The sequence below is a fragment of the Arcobacter sp. LA11 genome (assembly GCF_001895145.1).
In the GTDB taxonomy this organism is placed as follows: Bacteria; Campylobacterota; Campylobacteria; order Campylobacterales; family Arcobacteraceae; genus Halarcobacter.
The window spans coordinates 25,044-47,388 of record NZ_BDIR01000012.1 but is presented as its reverse complement, the minus strand read 5'-3'; the positions used below and the strand labels follow the sequence as shown (position 1 = coordinate 47,388).

General features: G+C 30.0%; 22 protein-coding genes. 19 read left to right on the top strand and 3 right to left on the bottom strand.

Translation table 11 applies throughout. The features are described 5' to 3' along the window. Window positions 1-9: 9 nt before the first annotated feature. Window positions 10-1,023: a hypothetical protein gene (locus BT997_RS12450; protein ID WP_072682273.1), complete on the bottom strand. Its 1,014-nt coding sequence runs from the start codon at window positions 1,021-1,023 to the stop codon at window positions 10-12. A 128-nt stretch (window positions 1,024-1,151) separates the two neighbouring features. Here BT997_RS12450 and BT997_RS12445 point away from each other — a divergent pair, with 128 nt between their 5' ends. Next, window positions 1,152-2,069, top strand: a complete 918-nt coding sequence (locus BT997_RS12445) for an AEC family transporter (RefSeq protein WP_072682272.1) — start codon at window positions 1,152-1,154, stop codon at window positions 2,067-2,069. On the opposite strand, the gene BT997_RS15455 is transcribed toward BT997_RS12445, so the two are convergent. Beyond that, the gene (locus BT997_RS15455) at window positions 2,066-3,448 is read right to left on the bottom strand and encodes a tetratricopeptide repeat protein (protein ID WP_143145199.1); all 1,383 of its coding nucleotides are present in this window, start codon (window positions 3,446-3,448) and stop codon (window positions 2,066-2,068) included. The two genes, BT997_RS12445 and BT997_RS15455, sit on opposite strands and share 4 nt — an antisense overlap. Window positions 3,449-3,515: 67 nt before the next feature. On the opposite strand from BT997_RS15455, the gene BT997_RS12430 reads away from it, so the two are divergent. The 16 genes from BT997_RS12430 (at window position 3,516) to nuoN (ending at window position 19,780) form a co-directional block, all read left to right on the top strand. Next, window positions 3,516-3,869, top strand: coding sequence for a hypothetical protein (locus BT997_RS12430; protein ID WP_072682271.1), 354 nt, complete (start codon window positions 3,516-3,518; stop codon window positions 3,867-3,869). Then, the gene (locus BT997_RS12425) at window positions 3,866-5,599 is read left to right on the top strand and encodes an ATP-binding protein (protein ID WP_072682270.1); all 1,734 of its coding nucleotides are present in this window, start codon (window positions 3,866-3,868) and stop codon (window positions 5,597-5,599) included. The genes BT997_RS12430 and BT997_RS12425 overlap by 4 nt, the downstream gene beginning before the upstream one ends. A gap of 215 nt (window positions 5,600-5,814) precedes the next feature. Next, a complete protein-coding gene (locus BT997_RS12420) occupies window positions 5,815-6,204 on the top strand; it encodes an NAD(P)H-quinone oxidoreductase subunit 3 (protein ID WP_072682269.1) in 390 nt (129 codons plus the stop codon). Next, the gene (locus BT997_RS12415; RefSeq protein WP_072682268.1) at window positions 6,186-6,695 is read left to right on the top strand and encodes an NADH-quinone oxidoreductase subunit B family protein; all 510 of its coding nucleotides are present in this window, start codon (window positions 6,186-6,188) and stop codon (window positions 6,693-6,695) included. The genes BT997_RS12420 and BT997_RS12415 overlap by 19 nt, the downstream gene beginning before the upstream one ends. Beyond that, window positions 6,695-7,504, top strand: a complete 810-nt coding sequence (locus tag BT997_RS12410; RefSeq protein ID WP_072682267.1) for an NADH-quinone oxidoreductase subunit C — start codon at window positions 6,695-6,697, stop codon at window positions 7,502-7,504. Before BT997_RS12415 ends, BT997_RS12410 begins: the two co-directional genes overlap by 1 nt. A gap of 4 nt (window positions 7,505-7,508) precedes the next feature. Beyond that, window positions 7,509-8,738 (top strand): NADH dehydrogenase (quinone) subunit D, encoded by a 1,230-nt coding sequence (gene nuoD, locus BT997_RS12405; protein ID WP_072682266.1) that lies wholly within the window; start codon window positions 7,509-7,511, stop codon window positions 8,736-8,738. Between the two features lie 11 nt (window positions 8,739-8,749). Beyond that, window positions 8,750-9,025: an NADH-ubiquinone oxidoreductase subunit E family protein gene (locus BT997_RS12400; RefSeq protein WP_072682265.1), complete on the top strand. Its 276-nt coding sequence runs from the start codon at window positions 8,750-8,752 to the stop codon at window positions 9,023-9,025. Continuing rightward, entirely contained in the window at window positions 9,025-9,840 is an 816-nt protein-coding gene (locus tag BT997_RS12395; RefSeq protein ID WP_072682264.1) for a hypothetical protein, read from the top strand. The genes BT997_RS12400 and BT997_RS12395 overlap by 1 nt, the downstream gene beginning before the upstream one ends. Continuing rightward, entirely contained in the window at window positions 9,840-12,311 is a 2,472-nt protein-coding gene (locus BT997_RS12390; protein WP_072682263.1) for an NADH-quinone oxidoreductase subunit G, read from the top strand. The genes BT997_RS12395 and BT997_RS12390 overlap by 1 nt, the downstream gene beginning before the upstream one ends. Window position 12,312: 1 nt before the next feature. After that, window positions 12,313-13,302, top strand: coding sequence for an NADH-quinone oxidoreductase subunit NuoH (gene nuoH, locus BT997_RS12385; RefSeq protein ID WP_072682262.1), 990 nt, complete (start codon window positions 12,313-12,315; stop codon window positions 13,300-13,302). An 8-nt stretch (window positions 13,303-13,310) separates the two neighbouring features. After that, window positions 13,311-13,934 (top strand): NADH-quinone oxidoreductase subunit NuoI, encoded by a 624-nt coding sequence (gene nuoI / locus BT997_RS12380; RefSeq protein ID WP_072682261.1) that lies wholly within the window; start codon window positions 13,311-13,313, stop codon window positions 13,932-13,934. Window positions 13,935-13,943: 9 nt separating this feature from the next. Then, window positions 13,944-14,519 (top strand): NADH-quinone oxidoreductase subunit J, encoded by a 576-nt coding sequence (locus BT997_RS12375; RefSeq protein WP_072682260.1) that lies wholly within the window; start codon window positions 13,944-13,946, stop codon window positions 14,517-14,519. Then, a complete protein-coding gene (nuoK, locus tag BT997_RS12370) occupies window positions 14,516-14,815 on the top strand; it encodes an NADH-quinone oxidoreductase subunit NuoK (RefSeq protein ID WP_072682259.1) in 300 nt (99 codons plus the stop codon). Before BT997_RS12375 ends, nuoK begins: the two co-directional genes overlap by 4 nt. Window positions 14,816-14,817: 2 nt before the next feature. After that, entirely contained in the window at window positions 14,818-16,752 is a 1,935-nt protein-coding gene (gene nuoL / locus BT997_RS12365) for an NADH-quinone oxidoreductase subunit L (RefSeq protein ID WP_072682258.1), read from the top strand. 12 nt (window positions 16,753-16,764) lie between these two features. Then, the gene (locus BT997_RS12360) at window positions 16,765-18,297 is read left to right on the top strand and encodes an NADH-quinone oxidoreductase subunit M (protein ID WP_072682257.1); all 1,533 of its coding nucleotides are present in this window, start codon (window positions 16,765-16,767) and stop codon (window positions 18,295-18,297) included. After that, window positions 18,290-19,780: an NADH-quinone oxidoreductase subunit NuoN gene (nuoN, locus tag BT997_RS12355; RefSeq protein WP_072682256.1), complete on the top strand. Its 1,491-nt coding sequence runs from the start codon at window positions 18,290-18,292 to the stop codon at window positions 19,778-19,780. Before BT997_RS12360 ends, nuoN begins: the two co-directional genes overlap by 8 nt. Before the next feature lie 98 nt (window positions 19,781-19,878). Here nuoN and BT997_RS12350 read toward each other — a convergent pair whose 3' ends face one another. Next, window positions 19,879-20,481, bottom strand: coding sequence for a hypothetical protein (locus tag BT997_RS12350; RefSeq protein ID WP_072682255.1), 603 nt, complete (start codon window positions 20,479-20,481; stop codon window positions 19,879-19,881). Window positions 20,482-20,646: 165 nt separating this feature from the next. On the opposite strand from BT997_RS12350, the gene BT997_RS12345 reads away from it, so the two are divergent. Beyond that, the gene (locus BT997_RS12345) at window positions 20,647-21,513 is read left to right on the top strand and encodes an MqnA/MqnD/SBP family protein (protein WP_072682254.1); all 867 of its coding nucleotides are present in this window, start codon (window positions 20,647-20,649) and stop codon (window positions 21,511-21,513) included. After that, window positions 21,510-22,283 carry a UDP-N-acetylmuramate dehydrogenase gene (locus tag BT997_RS12340; RefSeq protein WP_072682253.1) on the top strand — a complete coding sequence of 258 codons (774 nt, stop codon included), beginning with the start codon at window positions 21,510-21,512 and terminating at the stop codon, window positions 22,281-22,283. The genes BT997_RS12345 and BT997_RS12340 overlap by 4 nt, the downstream gene beginning before the upstream one ends. The last annotated feature ends 62 nt before the right edge of the window (window positions 22,284-22,345 follow it).

Genomic DNA, 22,345 nt, shown 5'->3' with positions numbered 1-22,345 from the left:
AAATTAAAACTAGACTTCTTTTTCTTTAGAAAATAAGTTTAAATCTGCTTCTTTTATATTGTATGCTTCGACTTTATATTGACTTTTATTAAAAGATAAAGAGACATAAGCATTTTTGATTTCAGGATTTTTTATCATCCATGAATCTTCTTTGTCAACAATTGTATTAGTAAAACCTAACTCTTCATATTGTTTAATTAGTTCATTTTTTATTATTTCAAAAGATAGGGGAGTTTTTTTAGTATCTACTAAAATGCGATTTTTATTATTTATTATTAAAGCATCATTCTCTTGTCTTGTTATTTTTTCAAAGTACTCAGGATGATCTTCTTTTATTACTTTATATGTAGCAGAAAGTGCACTAACTATGAATACTGTTATAAATACATCTAAAACTGGATACAAAATATTTAGTTTTGGCGAAATAACTTTAATTAAAAACCCAATGGCTAACTGATAGCCTATTCCTAAAATAATAGTAAAAATAGTTGGGAAAATAACTATCGTAAAATAGGTTAATAGCTTATAATTTTTAGTATAATCCCATGCATCACTAATTGAAATTTCTTTATTGATTGCAATTGAAGGTAAAGCCAAAGATAGTCTACTAAAGAATACTGTTGCAAAGAATACTGCAATAACTAATATTATTTGAGGAATTATTGACTCTGGCATAAACATCATTGGAATAGCTCCAAATAATACTACAACCCCTATAGTAAGTCCTATAGCTATAGATGTAATTAAAAATGAAAATTCTCTTCCTCCAAATTTAAAAAGACCCCATGGTGGAATACTATCTTGACCTAATAAAAGAATCCTATGAGTAGTAATAGCAATAGTAATATTTAATAAAAAAGTTAAAATAGAAAGAAAGATAACAATAAAGCCACTTTCATGATATTTCAATATTAATTCACTCAATACAATTATAGATAAAAGTGGAAGAAAAAGTGCCTTCATTAAAATAAATTTATTTTCGAAAACTGGATAAAATGTTGAGTTTATTATTCTTTTGTACATTGATTTCCTTTAAAACAAGAATTTTATTAAAAGTATACTTAATAATTTATTTTTGGATTTATTATAAAACTAAGTCTTCAAGTAAAATCAAGATATAATGGTTTTACTTTATTTAATACAGAGATAATATGGAACATATTTTTACAGCCCTTATACCAATTTTCTTACTTATATTAATAGGATACTATTTTAAAAGAATAAAGTTTCCTTCAAATGACTTTTGGGCTAGTGCGGATAAATTGACATATTTTGTTCTTATGCCTTCTTTACTTATATATAAACTTTCAACTGCAAACCTTGAAAACATAGAAGCTTTTGATTTTGTTTTAACAGGTATCTTAGGTATCTTTGCGATACTAATAATAACTTTACTAATAAACTTTAAAACAAAAACTACTGGTGCTCCTTTTAGCTCTGTAGTACAAGGAACAGTTAGGTTCAACACTTATGTTTTCTTAGCTTTAATCGCTTCAATGTTTGGTGATGAAGGTATTGCTTTAGCTGCTCTTCTTATCACTTTTGCGATTCCTTTGATAAATGTGATTTGTATTACTATCTTTGCAATTTATGTAAATGACCAAAAAGCAACTTTTAGTGGGATGATAAAGTCAATTGTGACAAATCCTTTAATAGTTGCTTGTGTGATTGGTGGGAGTATAAATTATATTGATTTTACTATTCCTGTTATTGCTTTAAATGTTTTAAAAATATTAAGTGCTTCTGCTTTACCTATGGGACTATTGTCTGTTGGTTTTTCATTAGATTTAAAATCTATAAAAGAAGCAAAATCAGAGTTGGTGATTTCATCTATTTTAAAACTTTTGATAAAGCCTATTTGTATGTATGGTATTGGTATTTATTTTGGTTTAGATACTTTGTTTTTGAGTATTGTAGTTGTTTTTGCAGCGATGCCAACTGCACCTTCTGCTTTTGTACTAGCAAGACAATTAGGTGGAGATATAAAACTTATGGCTTCGATTATCACACTTCAAACAATAGTTTCAATTTTTACTATTTCTTTGATTTTAGGATTTATCGTTTCTTAGTAAAATTTTAAAATCACTCCTTTGTTTTTCTTCTTAGATATCACGTGATAGTCATATTTTTTTATATCAGGAGTATTTTCTATATTTTCTTTTAGATATTTTTCTATCTCAAGAACTCTATTTTTAGCAAGTGACTCTAGAAGCGACTTTTTTGAGTCTTCTTTTTCAAAATAAGCTATATCACTTTTATCTATCACAGGAAGTATCGTGATTCTTGAGATGTATTTTTTCTTTTGCAATATAGTCTGAATTTTGTTTTTACAATCATCAGTGATCATTTCACTTGCAACTTCCATATCGTAGCATTTGACTATTTCTTTTTTACTTTTTTCTTGTTTAGTAATTATTGTTGTTTCTTTTTTAGCTTCCTCTACTTTAGGAGCTTCTACAGTCTCTTTAGTTTCAATTTTTTTCTTACTTATTTCTTCTGTTTTTGGTTTTTCAACAACTTTTTTAATCTCAACTTCTTTTTTTTCTATAGCTTTTGGTTTTATTTTTAATGTGATTTTTTCTTCTTTTTTGTCTAGTTCTTCAATTATCTTTTTGTCTAAATATTTAACTAGGATTTTTTGCAATACTTTTGCTTTTTCTGGATTGTATCTATCTGGTTTACATTTTTTACAAGAGTATATTTCATATAGTTTTTTTTGTGCTATTTCGTAGTTTTTTGAAGCAGCTAATTCATAATATTCTAAAGATTTTTCTTTATCTTTAGGGGCTACTTCTTTATGATATCCATATTCATATATATTGCCAAGTCTCATGATACTTGATAGTTCGCCAAATTCTGCAAGTTTTTCATATGTCTCTAGTGCTTTTTTTAAGTCCTGAACAATGACAGGTCTAACCATATAAATATTTGCACTTGCGTATTCTTTCATACTTGCTATATCATTACTTTCAACTAATTTTTCTAACCACTTTAGAGCTATAGAGGGATTATTGATTTTATAAATTTCTACAAGTTCTCTTTGTGCTTTGATATTCCCTCTTTTTGCTAATTGTTTATATATTTTAATAGTTTCTTTTTTGTCCTCTTTTATAATCTTTTTAGCTTTTTGAAGAAGGTATAAATCAGAGTTAGAATCTTTGTCTTTTTTTAGTTTTTCTATCTTTTGTTTTAAAGTTTGTACTTTTTGTTTTCCATTTAAAAAATAGTTTGAATTTTTACTGTAGAATTGCTCGTATTGTTTTAAAATTTCAACATTTTCTATGCTTAAAATATTTTCAAACTCTTTTTCAAAAAATGTGATATCTTCTTTTGTATAGTTAAATTTATCAAAACTATTGTATGTTTTCAAGTTAGGAATCTCAACATCGTTATTTTGACATCCTGTAAAGAATAGAAAAATAGAAAAAATAAATAATATATATTTCATAGTGAACCTTTGTTATAATAAAGAAGTAATAGTAATATATTTATATTTTATAAGGAGTTAAAAGATAATGATTTTTTTGGTTTTATTTGGAATTATTGCTTTGATTGTAATAGCTTTAAATATATATGATAACTCAAACTTAGAAAAGATAAAAGAACATTTTGAAGCTAGTAGTTGTCAAAATATCATCTACTCAAAGGGTACTTATAAAGGTATTTGTAAAGATGAGATTATACAAGTTGATAATAGCTTTAGTGTTGATGTAAAAAATGATGAACGAAAGTTTAAACTAAACAAAATAAATAAAATAGATAAAAACAATTTAACTATAATTATAAATAATGATTATACTATAGAATTTAAAGATAAAGAAAATTTAGAAGCTTTTTATAAAAGCTTAGAGGAAAAACATAATAAATGAATGAAATAATAGACTTTGTAAATGCAAAAACAGTACAAAAATCTGCTTTTTTTAAGCAACTGAAATGTTCAAAAGAAGAAGCGATAATCTTACAATATATCACAAAAGAGTATATCTTAGGACGAGATACTTTAGTTGTGATTGATATTTTAGGTGAGTTTTATGATATTAAAAAATTTGAACATTTAGAAAATATAAAACTTATCAAATCTTTACTAGAATTTGGCTGGTTGGTACAAAATAGTTTTGACCATATAAAACTTAGTGATATGTCACAACTTGAACTTTTAAACTCAGCGGTGACTTTATCTCCTGCATATTTAAAACTTTTAGAAAAAGGCTCTTTGGAGTTTGTTTTACCTGAGATAAAAAAGTATGAAGATCATCTTGAGTACCTTCAAGACCAATTTTTTAAAATAGATTTAGCTCAACAGTTAAATCTAGTAAAAAGAAATTTTGATGAAAACTCACCAAATATCAATAGATTAAAATCAAAATTAACTCTTCTTGAAAATAGAATCAAAGATAGAGTTAAAGAGACTGCAAATGATATCATGCTTGAAGACTTTTTCAAAAGCAATACTTTAGATGAACAAGAGCAGATGTTGTTTTTAGCACTTTTAAAAGAAGAGTATTCAGGTGGAGATGGAACAATTAGAGATATGAATTCTTTGATTGATTTGGTTTCTTCTGATGATTATGAAAAGATAAAATATAGAAGTTTACTTGAAGAGGGCTCAAATTTAGTATCAAATGGACTTGTGGATTATGATGAGGTTTTAACGCCATTTGGTGGGATAAATAGAAACTTTTATATTCCAGATGATATTCTTTATAAAATCTCACACCCTACAAAAAAGAAGACTAGAAGTAGAAAAATAAAACTAGACTCTTTGATAAAAGAACAAGATGTTTTTGAACTTGTTTCTACTACAAAGTCTTTAGATGATGTAGTTTTAAATGATAAAACAAGAGAGACCTTAAATGCTCTTTTAAAACAGATGGATAAAAATGTTTTCAATCGTTTAAAACAGTGGGGATTAAAAGATAAAAAAAGAGGAATTGAAGCTAGGATTATATTTTATGGCTTTGCTGGAACTGGTAAAACATTGACTTCGTTAGCTCTTGCAAAATCTCTTAAAAAACAGGTTCTTAGTTTTGATTGTTCAAAAATTCTTTCTATGTATGTAGGTGAGAGTGAAAAAAATGTTAGAGCAATTTTTGATAAGTATTATGATTTACGAGATAAAAGTAAATCAGAGCCTATTTTACTTTTAAATGAGGCTGATCAGTTTTTAAGTTCAAGAACAACATCAAGTTCAAGTGGAAGTGAAAAAATGCATAATCAAATGCAAAATATTTTCTTAGAACAAATTGAAAGATTTGATGGAATATTAATTGCAACTACAAATCTTTTAGAATCCTTAGATAAAGCATTTTCTAGAAGATTTAATTATAAAATCGAGTTTAAAAAACCAACTTTAGAACAAAGAGTTGAACTATGGGAAAAACTTCTTCCTGAAGCTTTACCTTTAGAAAAAGATTTCGATTTAGAAAAACTTGCTAGTAATGAATTAACGGGTGGACAGATTGAAATGATTATCAAAAACACTGCATTTAAAATTGCACTTGATGAAGATCCTGTTTTTACTATAAAATCTTTTGAAGAGCAAATTGAAAAAGAGTTAAAAGGCAATTTTGACTCTGAAAATAAAGTGGGATTTTTTTAAAAAATTCCACTCTTTTTTGTCAATATCATTTTATTATCACCTTAATATCATTTTAATATCATTTTAATATATTAAAATATTCTTAAAATTTTTTATTTAATTGATACCTTTAGTTATAGAAAAGAAAATAGTTTGAACTAGTATCCTAATTATAAGACTAGCTTTATAAGATATTGGATATTATCTAGCTAATAATAATCATTAAGGATTAAAAGATGACACATATGGAGTTCTCTCATCCGTACTTTGGTGCCTTTGTTATGTTTATATTAACTTTTGGTGCTTTTATCGCTACAGTTTTCCTCGCCCGTTTTGTTAGTAGAAAATTAGCCCGACTTGATACTGAAAAGTTAAAAGCTACGCTATACGAATGTGGACCAGAGGTTACAAAGCAGCCAAATAGTGTATCCGTACAATTCTATTTAATGGCACTACTTTTTATTTTATTTGATATAGAAATTATATTTATGTTTCCATGGGCAGTTGACTTTAAAGTCCTAGGTTGGTTTGGATTTGTAGAGATGATTTTATTCATTCTTTTACTGACAATTGGATTTATTTACGCATGGAAAAAAGGAGCTCTTGAATGGCACAGCATAAAGTAAATTATTTACAAGATGGTGGGGCGCCAATTGCTCTTACTACTGTTGATAAATTAGTAAACTGGGGAAGGTCTAACTCTTTATGGCCTTTAACTTATGGATTAGCCTGTTGTGCTATTGAGATGATGGCAACAGGTGCTTCAAGATATGACTTCGATAGATTTGGAACTATTTTTAGAGCATCTCCAAGACAAGCAGATGTAATTGTAGTTGCTGGAACATTAACTAAAAAACATGCAGAATTTATGAGAAGATTATATGACCAAATGCCTGACCCAAAATGGGTTATTTCGATGGGGTCATGTGCAAATACTGGTGGAATGTTTAATACATATGCCACGGTTCAAGGGGTGGATAGAGTTGTTCCTGTTGATATTTATCTTCCAGGATGTGCTCCAAGACCTGAAACTCTCCAATATGCACTTATGATGCTTCAAAAGAAAATCAGAAGAGAATCTATCTTTAGATCAATCAAGAAAAAAAGGTTAGTGTAATGAGAAAATATACGCCTAAAAATGATGTACAAGCAAAATCATATTTCAATGATAGATTTTTTGTAGCGCCAGAAACTCCAAAAAGAGACTCTAGTGAAGATGAAATCTATGCAAAAGATATTGAACAATTAAGAGATAAGTTTGAAATTTTAAATGATTATATTGAAGTAGAAGAATTAGTAATTTATATAAATCCAGAAGATAATATTAATGTAATAACATTTTTAAGAGATGCTTTAAACTATGAACAACTAATGGAACTTTCGGCGATTGATTATATAGCTGATCGTGGTGGCTTTGAGATTTTTTATGAAATGTTATCTTTAAGTAAAAGAAAAAGACTTAGAATCAAAACTTTTATTAGACAAAAACAACCTATAGAATCAGTTTATAATGTATTTAGAATGGCTTCTTGGGCTGAGAGAGAAATGTATGATATGTATGGTGTTAAAATACTAAATCATCCAAATATGAAAAGAATTATTATGCCAGATGATTGGTATGACCATCCATTACGAAAAACATATCCTTTAACAGGTGATGAGGCTGCAAACTGGTATGAAGTAGATAAAATTTTTGGAAAAGAGTACAGAGATGTAATTGGTCCAGAAATTAGAGATTGTGCAAATGTTGATAGATATGATACTGAACGATTCTCTAGACTTGGGCATGAAGTACCAAAAGGTGTTGATATCACTGATGGTAAAGAACCAGAGCATACTCCTCTTGCTTATCAAGAAGAGGGTGGAATCCCAATTATTAAAAAGCTTCATGAAGATGATTCTGTAACTATAAAAGAGAGAAGGTAATAATATGCAACAATCAGTAAATAGATTAAAACCTTTCTTTGAAAATATAAATTTTGAGAGAGAAGATAACACGATGATGGTTAACTTCGGGCCTCAACATCCATCAGCTCACGGTCAAATGAGACTTATGTTAGAGCTTAAAGGTGAGGAAATTGTAAAAGCAACACCTGGTGTTGGTTATTTACATAGAGGTATGGAAAAAATGGGTGAGAATATGATTTATAATGAATTCTTACCTACAACAGATAGAATGGATTATATCGCATCTACTTCTAATAACTATGGTTTTGCTTTAGCTGTAGAGAAGCTACTTGGAATTGAAGCACCTAGACGAGCTGAGATTATAAGAACGATGCTTCTAGAAATAAATAGACTTATGTCACATCTTTTCTGGCTAGCAACTCACGCTCTTGATGTAGGAGCAATGTCAGTATTTTTATATGCCTTTAGAGAAAGAGAATATGCAATGGATCTTATTGAAGATTATTGTGGTGCAAGACTTACTCATAGTGCAGTTAGAATTGGAGGAGTTCCTTTAGATTTACCAGAAGGTTGGTGTGAAGATTTAGAAAAATTCTGTGGAATACTAGAAACAGAAGTTGAAAAATATGAAGGTCTTTTAACAGAAAATAGAATCTGGAGAATGAGACTTGAAAATGTTGGTGTGATTGATGAAAAGATGGCAAAAGATTGGGCCTGTTCAGGAATTGTTCTAAGAGCTTCGGGCGTTAAATGGGATTTAAGACGTGAAATGCCTTATGGAATCTATCCAGAATTAGATTTTGATGTACCTGTAGCTTCAACTGGTGATTGTTATGGAAGATACAAGTGTCACATGCAAGAGATGCGAGAGTGTACAAAGATTTTAAGACAACTTATTCCTATGTATAAAGAGAGTGAGTCACAACTTATGGCACATGCTCCTGAATATATCTCAGCTCCAAAAGAAGAAGTGATGACTCAAAACTACTCTTTAATGCAACACTTTGTTTTAGTAACACAAGGTATGAGACCTCCAAAAGGTGAAATCTATGTTGCAACTGAATCACCAAAAGGTGAACTTGGATATATGATAGTAAGTGATGGTTCTCCATATGCTTATAAAATGAAATTAAGAGCTCCATCTTTTTGGCACACAGGTCTTTTAGAAGATATGCTTCCTGGTCATCAATTAGCTGATGTTGTTGCAATTATTGGTAATCTGAATGTTGTATTCGGTGAGATTGATAGGTAAGGGGAGAAGTTATGAAAAGATATGATTTAAGACCGTTAAAAGATAACTTCTATGACAGAATGTTAGAGCTTATGGATAAAGACATTGTTGAAGGTGAAAATGCAATTTTCCTTTTTGAAATCGGTGATTTTTCTGCTATTCAAAAATCTTCAGATGCAATTTATGAAGCAGGTTACACTATGATGAATTCTATAAAGTTTAATGAAGTTGATTGGACAATAGTTGTTAAAAAAGTTAAACCTGAACCAAAAGAAGTTGAAGTTGTTGAAGAAGAGGGTGAGAAATAATGCAAGATATTAAAGAGATTATTTCAAAGAGTGATTATATCATCACTTTTGGTTCTTTTTTAGCTGCTGATAATGTAGAGATTCAAGAAGCTATTATTCAAGCTATTGCTAAAAATACAGCAGAGTTTGTTTATATGCATCCAATAGATAATGTAGATTTAAAAGTTTATTATTCACAGTTTATTAAATATGAAGTTGGGAGTGAAGAGGGTATTGCTTCTTTACTTTTAGATACATTTGTAAAAAAATCTGATGAAAAAGTACAAGCATATATTGATGATTTAGATATTGGATATATTTCTGCTGAGAGTAGTGCCGGAGAAGAAGAGTTTGAAGAAGCTTATGAAAGAGCTTTAGAAAAGTCTGAAAAAACATTAATTTTAGGACGAGATATTTTTACTCATGAAAGAGTTGAGAATATTACAAAAATATTATCAGTGATTAGAAAATATAGTGATTTAACTGTAGTTTGTTTAGATAAAGAGTATCAGCATATTATAAATGAAATTTTAGATGAAAATTTAGATGAAGTTGAAGAGCTAGACTCTTACAATGGAACAGTAGTTTATCGAACATATGGTGAAGAAGATACAAATATTTTAGTTGGAAGTGAATCTTTTGCAAGAGTTGCAAAAGTAGCTGATAAAGATGAAGTTTTTATTAATTGTGCTGGTGAAAAAATACAAAAGTCTTTTATAGTTGATAAAAATTTATATGGAACTATTGCACTTTGTGCAATGAATAATGATGATTCAAGTAGTTTATCTCAAGGATATCGTTATAAACAAGTAAAGATTGAAAAGGTTGATGCATAATGAGTGATTTAATTACATTAACAATAAATGGTAAGACTGTTCAAGCTAAAGATGGAGATGTTATTTTAGATGTAGCACGTGCAAATGATATTTTTGTCCCAGCTATTTGTTATCTAACTAGATGTTCTCCAACATTGGCCTGTCGTCTTTGTTTAGTAGAAGCTGATGGAAAACAAGTATACTCATGTAATGCAAAAGCAAAAGAGGGTATGGAAGTTACGACTGAGACTGAAAATATTGTTAAAGAAAGACGTGCAATTATGGAAGTTTACGATGTAAACCATCCATTGCAGTGTGGAGTTTGTGACCAAAGTGGTGAATGTGAACTTCAAAACTATTCTTTATATATGAAAGTTGATTCTCAAAGTTATTCTATTAAAGATGTAAATAGACCAACTGCTCATTGGGGAGTTATGAATTATGACCCAGGTTTATGTATCGTTTGTGAGAAGTGTGTAACTGTATGTAAAGATATGGTTGGGTCAAGCGCATTGAGTACTGTAAAAAGAGGTGCTGATGCTATTGATAAGACTTTCAAAGATGAAATGCCAAAAGATGCCTATGCAATGTGGAATAAGCTTAACAAATCACTTATTGGATTTGAAGAAGATGCCTGTACAGATTGTGGTGAGTGTATTTCAGTTTGTCCAGTTGGAGCCTTAGTATCTCATGATTTCCAATACAAATCAAATGCTTGGGAGTTAAATAGAATTCCTGCAGCAAATCCTCATTCATCTGATTGTGCATTTATGTATTATGAAACAAAACATACTTCAGTTGAAGATGCGAGTCCAAAAATCTACAGAGTTACAAATGAACATCACTATTCAACTTTAAATGGTGCAGCTAGATTTGCATATGATTTTGAAAACAAAGTTGAATCTAAAAATGAAGAAGCTTTTAACAATGCAGTTGAAGCGTTTAAAAAAGCAAAAGCTATTAAATTTAATTCATATATTACAAATGAAGAAGCACTTATTTTACAAAAGATTGCATCTAAAACTGGAGCAACATTAGTAAATAAAGATGCTTATAATTATAAAAAATTCCTTGAAGCATATGCTTCTACTTCAGGGCAGTCTTTATATTCATCAACTTTAAAAGATGTACATGATTCTAACTTTGTTATCTCTGTAGGGTCATTTTTAAAATCTGATTTACCAAATGCAAGATATGCTTTAAATAACTCTGTGGTTACAAATAAAGGTGCAGCAATGTACTTCCATCCAGTAGCTGATCCAGTTATGGAAAAAATTGGTAAAAAAGGTAAAACTACCGAGTTTGTTTATCATAAACCATTAGCAGAAGAATCAATTTTATATCTTATTTTAAATAAGTTTGGAAAAGATTTACCAGAAAATATTCAATCATACCTTGATTTTTTAAAAGAGACAAGAACGAAAACAGTAACAGAAACTGTAAAAGAGACTGTAGTTGAAGTTGTGAAAGATGAAGAAACGGGTGAAGAAAAAGAAGTTAAAAAAGTTGTTCCTAAAAAAGTTAAAACAGAAGTAGAGTTTGAATATACAAAACTACTAGATAATCTTGGACAAGATGAAACACTTCTTGATACTATAGATACTCTTTTAGCTAAAAAAGATACTTACTCTTTAATAGTTGGAGAAGATTTAATTACTCATCCAAATAGTGAAAACCTAGCAAAACTTTGTGGACTAGTTGATAAGTATACTGAATTTAGTGTAGTTATTATTCCTCCTTCTACAAATACACTAGGTGTTAGTTTGATTTGTGATGTTCAAGCTGATGCCGAAGGTTTTAGTGTTGGATACAATGAAAAAGCAGACTTTCAACTAAGTGCTTTAGGTGATGGAGATTTAGATGTTCCTGCACTTAATCAACAAGAAGGAACATTTACAAATATTGATAAAAAATTGATACCTACAAATGCAGCTCTTTCTTTTAATGGATATGTGTTAAATGATATTGCAAATATAATCTTAGAAGATGATATTGAGTATACAATTGAATATACAGAGCAACTTCCAACTGAAACTGGATTTAAAGCTTTAGAGTTTGATAAATTACCAAACAGTTTTGGAAATGATAGAAGCGAAAATAGAGGGTACGATATCACATCTTCTGAAACTACTATTAGAACTGAAGTTGAAAATGCATGTGAAGAACTTTTAGAAGCAAATGAAGATGAAACAATAATCTATAGAGCAAATCCAATTAATCAATTTAATGAATTTACAGCTATTTCTCATGAGTTTGTTGATGATTTACAATCAGGTATTTTTGTTTCACAAAGTTTATTTGAAAAGTTAGAGTTAGAAAAAGGTAATAAAGTTAAAGTGAATTCAAATGGTGTTGAACTGGAATTAGATGTTTACTGCGATAATCAAATTGCAGGAGATATTGCATATGTTTCGACTTTCCAAAAAGATTTAGATACGCAAAACTTATTTGATACATACAGATATAGTAAAGCTGTAATTAAAAAGGCTTAATATGGAAACAGGATTTATTATTGAAACTATAGTAAAAGCTGCTGTTGTACTAGCAGTTTTTTCAGCCTTAGCTGGTTTCACGACATATATAGAAAGAAAGATTCTTGCATTTATGCAAAGAAGATGGGGGCCTATGCATGTTGGACCACATGGGGTTTTACAACTTGCAGCAGATGGTATTAAACTTTTTACAAAAGAGGATTTTATCCCACAAAATGCAGCTAAACCTATATTTATGATTGCTCCAATTATTACAGCAGCTACTGCATTTATTGCTATGACAGCAGTTCCTTTCTTTCCAGAGTTTGAACTGTTTGGTTATACAGTAAGACCAATTATTTCAGATGTAAATGTTGGTGTATTATTTGTACTAGGTGTTGCCTCTGTTGGATTATATGGACCACTTTTAGCTGGTATGAGTTCTGCAAACAAATGGTCACTTCTTGGAGGTGCTAGAACAGCTATTCAATTATTATCTTATGAAGTTGTTTCAGGACTTGCACTTCTAGCTCCACTTATGATGGTTGGTTCTTTATCTTTAATAGATATTAATAATTATCAAACAGATGGAAATTATTGGCTTGTAGTGTATCAACCATTAGCATTTGTTCTTTTTGTTATGGCAGGGTTTGCTGAAACAAATAGAACACCTTTTGATTTACTTGAACATGAAGCAGAAATTGTTGCTGGTTATGCAACGGAGTATTCAGGTATGAGATGGGGTATGTTCTTTATTGGTGAGTATGCAAACCTTTTTACTGTTTGTTTTTTAATTTCACTTATTTTCTTAGGTGGATTTAACGATATGTGGTTTATCCCTGGTGGTTTAGCAATTGTACTTAAAGTTATGATGTTAATTTTCTTTTTCTTATGGACAAGAGCTTCTTGGCCACATATTAGACCTGACCAATTGATGTGGTTATGTTGGAAAATTTTAATGCCATTATCAGTAATTAATGTTTTAATTACTGGCTTTGTGATGATGTTTTAGGAGTTGATATGGGTTTAGATGAATTAAAAAACAGAAATATCGGTGTTGGTGACTATATCAATATTTTAGAAAATGACTATCCTAAAACTGGATGGGATCAATTCAAACAAGTAGCACGTAGATCTGCAAAAGGTGAGTTATTTGGTGGATTGAAGATTGTTATGAAGATGATGATGGGTGCATTATTTAAAAATGAGATGCACACAGTTCAATATCCAGCAGAGAAACTTCCAATAGGGCCAAGATATAGAGCCGTTCACAAGTTATTAGGACTTTTAGAATCTGGTGAAAATAGATGTATTGGTTGTGGACTTTGTGAAAAAATTTGTATCGCTGATTGTATTAGAATGGATACAAAGATTGATGAAAATTCTAGAAAAGAAGTTTTAGAGTACACGATTAATATGGGAAGATGTATTTTCTGTGGATATTGTGCTGAGGTTTGTCCTGAGCTTGCAATTGTACATGGTGGAAGATATGAAAATGCAAGTGAACAAAGAGCACACTTTGTTCTAAAAGAAGATTTATTAACTCCACTTGATAAATTAGCACAACAACAAGAGTATCCTGGTTTTGGTGCTGTATCTCCCGATGCAGATGAAAAAATCAAGAAAACTCCATTGTCATATTAAGGAGGGAAGATGTTTGAAATAATAGCTTTTTATCTGTTTTCAATCTTAACAATCGTTATGTTTTGTATAACAGTCTTTACAAATAATTCGCTATATGCACTAAGTGCATTGGCTGCGGGGATGATTTTCATATCAGCTTTCTTCTTCTTACTTGATGCTGACTTCTTAGGCGCAGTACAAATTGTAGTTTACACAGGAGCAGTTATGGCACTTTATGCCTTTGGTATGATGTTCTTTGACTCTTTATCAACTGTAAAAGAAAAGATTAAAAATCCTAGATTGGTATTTTTATTAAGTGGAATCTCTGCTCTAATAATAGTAATAATATTTATTTCACCAATTATAGGTTCAAATATAGTAGCTCAATATCCAGTTCATCCAGAGTGGGGTAACACACAAGATGTAGGTATTGTTTTATTTACTAAGTATCTAATTCCATTTGAAATTGCAGCAGTTATGTTACTTGTAGCAATGATAGGTGGAATTATTCTTGCAGGGAAGAAAATGGATGTATCTTATTCTGAACTAAGCGAAGAAGAGATTGATGCTTTAGAAAAAGAAGATTCTGCAAAGGATGAAAAATGACTTTAAATGCATATCTAATTTTATCAACAGTTCTTTTTGTTATTGGACTTGTTGGTGTTATGAGAAGAAAAAACTTACTTATGCTTTTTTTCTCTACTGAAATTATGTTAAATGCTGTAAATATTGGAATGGCTGCAATCTCTAAGTTTTATGGGGATTTAACTGGTCAAATGTTTGCTTTTTTCATTGTTGCTATTGCTGCAAGTGAGGTTGCTATTGGATTAGGATTACTGATTCTTTGGTTTAAAAAGAAAAACTCTATTGATTTAGATACATTACAAAGTATGAAGGGCTAATTATGGAAAAATATTTATATATAGCATTATTTGCTCCATTATTAGGTTCTTTGATCGCAGCATGTTTTTCTATGAGACCTAAGTTACTTTTTACAGGAATTATAACTTCTGTTTTATTAGGTGTATCTATGATTGCATCTTTAAATTTACTATATTATGTATTTACAACAGATGCAATTGTTCATGTGAAGCTAATGGATTGGATTGTAATAGGAAACCTTGATATCCCATTTGGATTTGTAGTTGACCAAGTGAGTGTTACGATGATGGTTGTTGTTACTTTAGTTTCAACAATGGTACATATTCACTCAATTGGATATATGGTTCATGATAAATCATTTAATAGATTTTTTGCATGGTTATCAGCTTTCGTATTCTCAATGATGATTTTAGTTATGAGTGATAACTTTGCTGGTTTATTTATAGGTTGGGAAGGTGTTGGTCTTTGTTCTTGGGGATTAATCGGTTTTTGGTATCACAAAGAAGACCAAGCTTTAACTTCTGATGTTTACAAATCACCATTTTCAACTTTATCACCATTTTCATCAATCAGCCCAGGTTATGCTGCAAATGAAGCATTTATAACAAACAGAGTTGCTGACCTTGGAATGTTAGTTGGTATTTTCTTAATTTATTGGAATCTTGGAAGTTTACAATATGATGTAGTATTTTCAGAAATTGGAAGCTTAAGTTCTGGATTGATTGTTGCAATTGCAATTTTCTTATTTATTGGAGCTATGGGTAAATCAGCTCAGTTTCCATTTAATCAATGGCTTGCAAACGCAATGGAAGGTCCAACGCCAGTATCTGCACTTATTCACGCAGCTACGATGGTAACAGCTGGAGTTTATTTAGTTATTCGTGCAAATGAAATCTTTACTATTGTTCCAGAAGTTGGATACTTTATAGCTTGTCTTGGTGCTTTTGTAGCTATTGGTGCTGCATCTATGGCACTTGTTGCAACAAATATAAAGAAAATCATCGCATTTTCAACATTATCTCAACTAGGGTATATGTTTGTAGCTGCTGGGCTTGGAGCTTATTGGGTTGCACTTTTCCATTTAGGAACACATGCATTCTTTAAATCAGTTCTATTCTTAGGTGCTGGAAATGTTATGCATGCAATGGATGATGAGATTAATATTAAAAATATGGGTGGACTTCATAAACATATGAAAGCAACTTCGATTATCATGACAGTTGCTTCTGTTGCTCTTGCTGGTATTTTCCCATTATCTGGTTTCTTCTCAAAAGATAAAATTTTAGAAGCAGCTTTCAATGGTGAAGCATATTTCTTATGGTTTATTTTATGGATAACTGCTGGATTAACTGCGTTTTATTCATTTAGACTTGTAATGTATGTATTCCATGGTGAAGAGAAGTATCATGATAAAGGATATCATCCTCATGAAACTTATCCATTTGTAATTGCAGCAATGACTCCATTGGCTATTTTAGCAGTAGTTTCTGGATGGAGTGAACATAGTTTCTTTGAATTTACAACTAAATTATTACCTGCATGGCATGCAGATAATATAACACATTCAACTGTATATATACTTATAGCAGTAACATCAGCTATGGCACTTGCAGGTATTGCCTTTGCAGTATGGAAACATAGAAAAGATGGAACTTACTTTAGTGAAAAGATTAAAGATAAATCATTTTATAAATTGTTAGCAAATCAATATTATATTCCACATATTATTGAAAATGTAATTTTAAAACCATATTTAGCATTATCTAAATTTGCTTGGAAAAGTATTGACCTTAAAATTGTTGATGCAATTGTTGATGGTGTTGCAAAAGTTATTTATAAAAGTGGTGAAGGAAGTAGGGTTATTCAATCAGGTAACTTATCAACTTCATTGAGATTGATGGTATTTGGTATCACAATATTATTAGTGTTAAGTGTTGCACTTGGCATCGCGAAGTAAGGGGTTAATTAGATGGAACACATTTTATCGATTTTAATATTTTTTCCAGCATTTGCCGCATTAATAGGATTTCTTGTAAAAGATGATTCTATTAGAATGTATGCAATTTTAGTAACTGCTATTGAGTTTGTACTAAGTATTTTTCTTTGGATAAATTTTGATAATAGTATAGCAGGTATGCAGTTTACAGAAGTAATCCCTATGATAAGTGCATATGGAATTAACTATTTTGTAGGAATAGATGGTATCTCTTTATTCTTAGTTATTATGACAACATTTATGACGATGATTTCTATTATTGGATTAACTGAAAAAAGAAATTTAAAACATCTTATCATCACAGTATTATTTTTAGAAATGACAATGGTTGGTGTTTTCTTAGCTTTAGATGCAATTATTTTCTACCTTTTCTGGGAATTATCTCTTGTACCAATGTTATATATCGTTGGAGCATGGGGTGGAAATTTAAGACTATATGCAGCTGTTAAATTTTTCTTATATACATTTATAGGTTCTTTAATCATGCTTGTAGGTATGTTATATCTTGGATATGTATATTTTCAAACAACAGGAAACTGGAGCTTTAGTATCTTAGATTGGAATATGATGTTATTGCCATTTGATATGCAATTATGGTTATTTGTTGCATTCTTTTGTGGTTTTGCAATTAAAGTTCCAATGTTCCCATTCCATACGTGGCTTCCTTATGCTCACGGTCAGGCACCAACTATAGGTTCTGTTATCTTAGCTGCTGTTTTACTTAAAATGGGTACATACGGTTTTGTAAGATTTTCATTACCACTGTTTCCTGATGCTTCTGTATACTTTACTTATCCTATGGCAGCATTAGCACTTATTGCAATTGTCTATACTGCTATGGTAGCTTATGCTCAAGAAGACATGAAACAAGTAATTGCATACTCATCTGTTTCTCATATGGGTGTAATTATTCTTGGTATCTTTGCTTTAAATGTAGAAGGAATTGGTGGTTCAATTTTCTTAATGATTTCTCATGGTATTGTATCAGGAGCACTGTTTATGTTAGTTGGAGTCATATATGATAGACGACATACTAAGATGATAAAAGACTTTGGTGGTCTAGCTTCAGTTATGCCTAAGTATGCAACTATCTTTGGTATTATGTTGATGGCTTCTGTTGGACTTCCTCTTACAATTGGATTTGTAGGTGAGTTTTTATCTTTACTTGGATTCTTTAAAGTATCACCTGTGTTAACTTTAATAGCTGGACTTACAATTATTTTAGGTGCAGTTTATATGTTAGTAATGTATAAAAAGTCTTTCTTTGGACCAGTAGTACATGAAGAAAATAAAAAGTTAAAAGATGTAAATGGAAGAGAACTTGCAGCTTTAATCCCTCTTGTAGCTTTAGTTGTGATTCTTGGTATTTATCCAAAACCAATTTTAGAACCAGTAAATAAATCAGTATCACAGCTTGTGGAGGTAATGCAATTAAAAGCAATAGAACCTTCTACAAAGGCTAAAATTTTAGAGTATAACAGTATTGGGGAGGTGAAACATGATTAATATCCCACCAGTATCAATAGAGTTTGCTAGTTTAAACTTTGGAACAATTGTACCTATGCTTATTGCGATTGTTGGTGCACTTGTAATTTTATGTGTTGATTTAATAAATAAAAAACTTGATAAATCTTTATATATCATGTTAACAGTACTTTTTCTTTTAGTAGATTTAGGTGCTCTAATTGGTTATTCTGGAAGTGTTAGAGGATTCTTTGACTTGATGCTTGTTGATGGTATAGCTATACTATCTCAAGGAGTTATAGTTGTGGCTTCATTACTCTTTGTAATAACTGCTATGAGTAAACTTAGATTCCAAGAGTACAGATATCCTGAATACTTTGCTTTATATTTATTTATGATTGCAGGATTCCAGTTTATGGTCAGTTCTGATTCATTAATTTTAATTTTTGTTGGACTTGAGACAGCTTCTATGTGTTTATATACATTAATTGCAATGCATAATAGAAACAATGCTTTAGAAGCTGCAATTAAGTACTTTACTATGGGTGCAGTTGCAACTGGATTCTTTGCTTTTGGTTCAATGATATTCTATGCACTAACAGGAACAGTTGAGTTAGGTCAAATTTCAGAAGTATTAGTAGCTTCAAACTTTGAAAATTATCCAATAATTTTACTTGGAGTAATTTTTATGTTAGGTGCTCTTGGATTTAAACTATCTTTAGTTCCTTATCATACATGGGTTGCAGATGTATATGAAGGTGCAACTGCTGCATTAGCTGGGTTTATGTCTATTGTTCCAAAAATGGCTGGATTTGTAGTTGCCTTAAGGTTTTTCGAAATATTTATTTCAAGTGGAGATATCTATGTTGAAATAATTCTTTATGTAACAGTTGTATTAACTATGACTATACCAAATCTTATAGCTTTAGTTCAAAATGATATAAATAGAATGTTAGCTTACTCATCAATCTCTAATGCAGGTTTTGCAATGGCTGCAATTTTAATTGGAACTACACAAGCAACAAGTGCTATGTTCTTATATTGGATTCTGTTCTTAGTTACAAATCTTGGTGGATTTACAATGTTATGGTTAAATAGAAGTAAAGATTATAACTCTTTCTCTTCTGATCATGCTTTAGAAAAATACTCAGGCTTAGTAAAAACAGCTCCAATAACTGCAAGTATGATGGGACTATTTTTATTGTCTTTAGCAGGAATACCTCCTTTTGCACTATTCTGGGGGAAAATGTATTTAATTGGAAGTGCAGTAAATGCTGGATATGTTTTATTAGCACTAATCATGGTAATTAACTCTGCAATAGCTGGATACTACTACTTAAAACCAATTATATTTATGTTCTTAAAAGATCCAATTGAAGGAGCAAATACTAAATATATGACAAATGCTACAACACCAATAAAAGTACTTATTGGCTTTGCTGCGATTGTAACTATTCTTTCAATCTTTATGATTGAACCTTTAATAGAGATAATCTCTTACTACGTTCAAATATCGGGTTACTAGGATTTATTCCTAGTAGCTTAAAAAATTAAATGGAAGTTTTTTCTTATATTCTAATTTTAATAAAAATGCTGAGAAAGTTTTAATAGACAAATCTATAGTTAAGAAGCAATTTCTTGCAAAGAAGCTAATAGTTTATCAGCCATCTCTTTCAATCTTTTCTCATAAGTAGCAAGTAAATCTTTTTTAGGTGTAATTGGTTGCCAATCTAAAACTTTTGCTCCAATTGAACTAGAAGTTCTTTCCATATTTACTTTTGAAGTATAGAAACTATGATTCATAAAGTATTTTGTTGTATTATAATTTATTAATATAGATGTCTTTTCTAAAGTGATTTTTCTTGGAGTTGATTGAACTTGTCCATATGGCCAGTAGTGATAAGCAACAAGTCTTTCAGCAAATTTTTTATGTACTTCATTTTGAGAGAATAAATTATTTCTATCTGCTAAAATAACATATGCATCTGCTTCTTCAATTTGATCAATTGCTGTATCCATTTCATCTTTTATGAAACATCTTACAGGATCAATGCCACTTTTTTGTGTACAACAACGACATTGGGTACATTTTACGATTCTTAGTTCACTGAGTTTAAGAGTATAGTTTTTAACTCCTAGAGTATCAAAATATGAACTTAAAAAACTTACAATCTTGTCCATATCGTTATGATGGGTTTCGGTACAATCTATAAATTTAATAACCATTTTTTACCTCAATAATAAATGAATATTCATATACTAACACAGGAATATGAATTTTATATGATATTTTGTCACGTGTAAGTCACAATTTGGAAACATAAACAAAAAGTAATAGATAACTTGATACAATCACGATTATTAAAAATTTAAAAGAACTTTTAAGGACTTATTTTGAAGACTATAAGCGTTGCACATTCTCCTGATGCAGATGATATTTTTATGTATTATGCAATTAAATTTGGTTGGGTTACACCAAAAGATGCCAAATTTGAAAATATAGCAGATGATATTGAAACACTAAATAAAGCTACATTAGCTGGAGAGTACGATATTTGTGCTATTTCTTTTGCTTTATATCCATTTGTAAAAGATGATTATGCATTATTAAAAACGGCAGTTTCATTTGGAGAAGGTTATGGTCCAAAATTAATCAAGAAAAAAGGTTCAAAATTAAAAAGAAATTTTAAAGTAGCACTTAGTGGTGAATTTACTACAAATGGTTTACTTTTTAAAATTGCTTATCCAGAAGCTAGAATTACTTATATGAATTTCTTGGATATTGAAAAGGCAGTACTTGATGGAACTGTAGATGCTGGAGTTTTAATTCATGAGTCAATATTAACATTTGACGAAGAACTTGAAGTAGAACGTGAACTTTGGGATATTTGGGTTGAGCTTTCTGGAGGAGATTTACCTTTACCTTTAGGTGGAATGTGTATAAGACGTTCTATTCCACTTCATAGTGCAATAGATTATGAGAATACTTTAATCAAAGCAGTTGATGTAGCAAACAAAAACAGAAAAGTACTAGCCCCAATGCTTCTTGAAAAAGGGCTTATAAGAGTCGATGCTGATACTTTAGATACATATTTAGATCTTTATGCAAATAATAATTCTGTAAAGCTTAGTGAAGTTCAATATGAAGCATTAGATAAACTGTATGAGTTAGGTTACAAACATGGATATTTTGAAAATCTTGTGAAAGCAAAAGATTTTTTAATTCCTGAAGAGTATGAGGAATTAAGAGCAAAGTGAGTTATAAAACAATAGACTTCTCAAGATATTCATCAATAAAAATTGGACCAATAGCTGATGTGAAAATAATCAATGAAATTGGTGACTATGATGATTATCAAATAATTGGTAGAGCAAACAATCTTCTAGTTTCTTCTTCTCATCCAAAATTTGCTATTCTTGGTGAAGAGTTTGATTATATAAAACTTATAGATAACAAACTTTATGTAGGATGTGCTACTACTTCAGGAAAACTTTTAACTTATGTACGAAAAAATGATATTGCAAATTTAGAATTTTTAGCAAAACTTCCAGGAAACCTTGGTGGACTTGTTAAAATGAATGCAGGTCTAAAATCTTGGGAAATATTTAATTATATAGATAAAATCAAAACTAGAGATGGTTATGTAAAAAAAGAAGATGTAACTTACTCATATAGAGAAACTAAAATTGATACGATTGTTTATGAGGTTGTATTTGATATTGAAAAAGGTTTTTGTAAAGATAAGTTAAAAGAGTTTAATAAAATGAGAGATAATCAACCTCAAACTCCTAGCGCTGGTTCATGTTTTAAAAATCCAAAAGGGGATTTCGCGGGACGACTTATAGAAGAGGTTGGACTAAAAGGTTTTAGAAAAGGTGATATGGCATTTAGTGAAATTCATTCAAATTTTTTAGTAAATCTTGGTAGTGGTACATATGAAGATGCAATATATTTAATAGATCTTGCAAAGAGTAAAATAAAAGAGAAATTTAACATAGAACTTGAGGAAGAAATAGTAATTTATTAGTATTAATTGCTTTTATATCTATTTATGATAGAATTTCGGATTGTAAAAAAAATACAGGGTAT

What these genes read in the sequence shown, in the direction of transcription:
- BT997_RS12390 (WP_072682263.1), top strand. Translation starts at nt 9,840, where the DNA reads ATGAGTGATTTAATTACATTAACAATAAATGGTAAGACTGTTCAAGCT.
- BT997_RS12450 (WP_072682273.1), bottom strand. Translation starts at nt 1,023, where the DNA reads ATGTACAAAAGAATAATAAACTCAACATTTTATCCAGTTTTCGAAAAT.
- BT997_RS15455 (WP_143145199.1), bottom strand. Translation starts at nt 3,448, where the DNA reads ATGAAATATATATTATTTATTTTTTCTATTTTTCTATTCTTTACAGGA.
- nuoN (WP_072682256.1), top strand. Translation starts at nt 18,290, where the DNA reads ATGATTAATATCCCACCAGTATCAATAGAGTTTGCTAGTTTAAACTTT.
- BT997_RS12430 (WP_072682271.1), top strand. Translation starts at nt 3,516, where the DNA reads ATGATTTTTTTGGTTTTATTTGGAATTATTGCTTTGATTGTAATAGCT.
- BT997_RS12400 (WP_072682265.1), top strand. Translation starts at nt 8,750, where the DNA reads ATGAAAAGATATGATTTAAGACCGTTAAAAGATAACTTCTATGACAGA.
- BT997_RS12425 (WP_072682270.1), top strand. Translation starts at nt 3,866, where the DNA reads ATGAATGAAATAATAGACTTTGTAAATGCAAAAACAGTACAAAAATCT.
- nuoI (WP_072682261.1), top strand. Translation starts at nt 13,311, where the DNA reads ATGGGTTTAGATGAATTAAAAAACAGAAATATCGGTGTTGGTGACTAT.
- BT997_RS12420 (WP_072682269.1), top strand. Translation starts at nt 5,815, where the DNA reads ATGACACATATGGAGTTCTCTCATCCGTACTTTGGTGCCTTTGTTATG.
- nuoD (WP_072682266.1), top strand. Translation starts at nt 7,509, where the DNA reads ATGCAACAATCAGTAAATAGATTAAAACCTTTCTTTGAAAATATAAAT.
- BT997_RS12410 (WP_072682267.1), top strand. Translation starts at nt 6,695, where the DNA reads ATGAGAAAATATACGCCTAAAAATGATGTACAAGCAAAATCATATTTC.
- BT997_RS12375 (WP_072682260.1), top strand. Translation starts at nt 13,944, where the DNA reads ATGTTTGAAATAATAGCTTTTTATCTGTTTTCAATCTTAACAATCGTT.
- BT997_RS12445 (WP_072682272.1), top strand. Translation starts at nt 1,152, where the DNA reads ATGGAACATATTTTTACAGCCCTTATACCAATTTTCTTACTTATATTA.
- nuoL (WP_072682258.1), top strand. Translation starts at nt 14,818, where the DNA reads ATGGAAAAATATTTATATATAGCATTATTTGCTCCATTATTAGGTTCT.
- BT997_RS12350 (WP_072682255.1), bottom strand. Translation starts at nt 20,481, where the DNA reads ATGGTTATTAAATTTATAGATTGTACCGAAACCCATCATAACGATATG.
- BT997_RS12360 (WP_072682257.1), top strand. Translation starts at nt 16,765, where the DNA reads ATGGAACACATTTTATCGATTTTAATATTTTTTCCAGCATTTGCCGCA.
- nuoH (WP_072682262.1), top strand. Translation starts at nt 12,313, where the DNA reads ATGGAAACAGGATTTATTATTGAAACTATAGTAAAAGCTGCTGTTGTA.
- BT997_RS12415 (WP_072682268.1), top strand. Translation starts at nt 6,186, where the DNA reads ATGGCACAGCATAAAGTAAATTATTTACAAGATGGTGGGGCGCCAATT.
- nuoK (WP_072682259.1), top strand. Translation starts at nt 14,516, where the DNA reads ATGACTTTAAATGCATATCTAATTTTATCAACAGTTCTTTTTGTTATT.
- BT997_RS12395 (WP_072682264.1), top strand. Translation starts at nt 9,025, where the DNA reads ATGCAAGATATTAAAGAGATTATTTCAAAGAGTGATTATATCATCACT.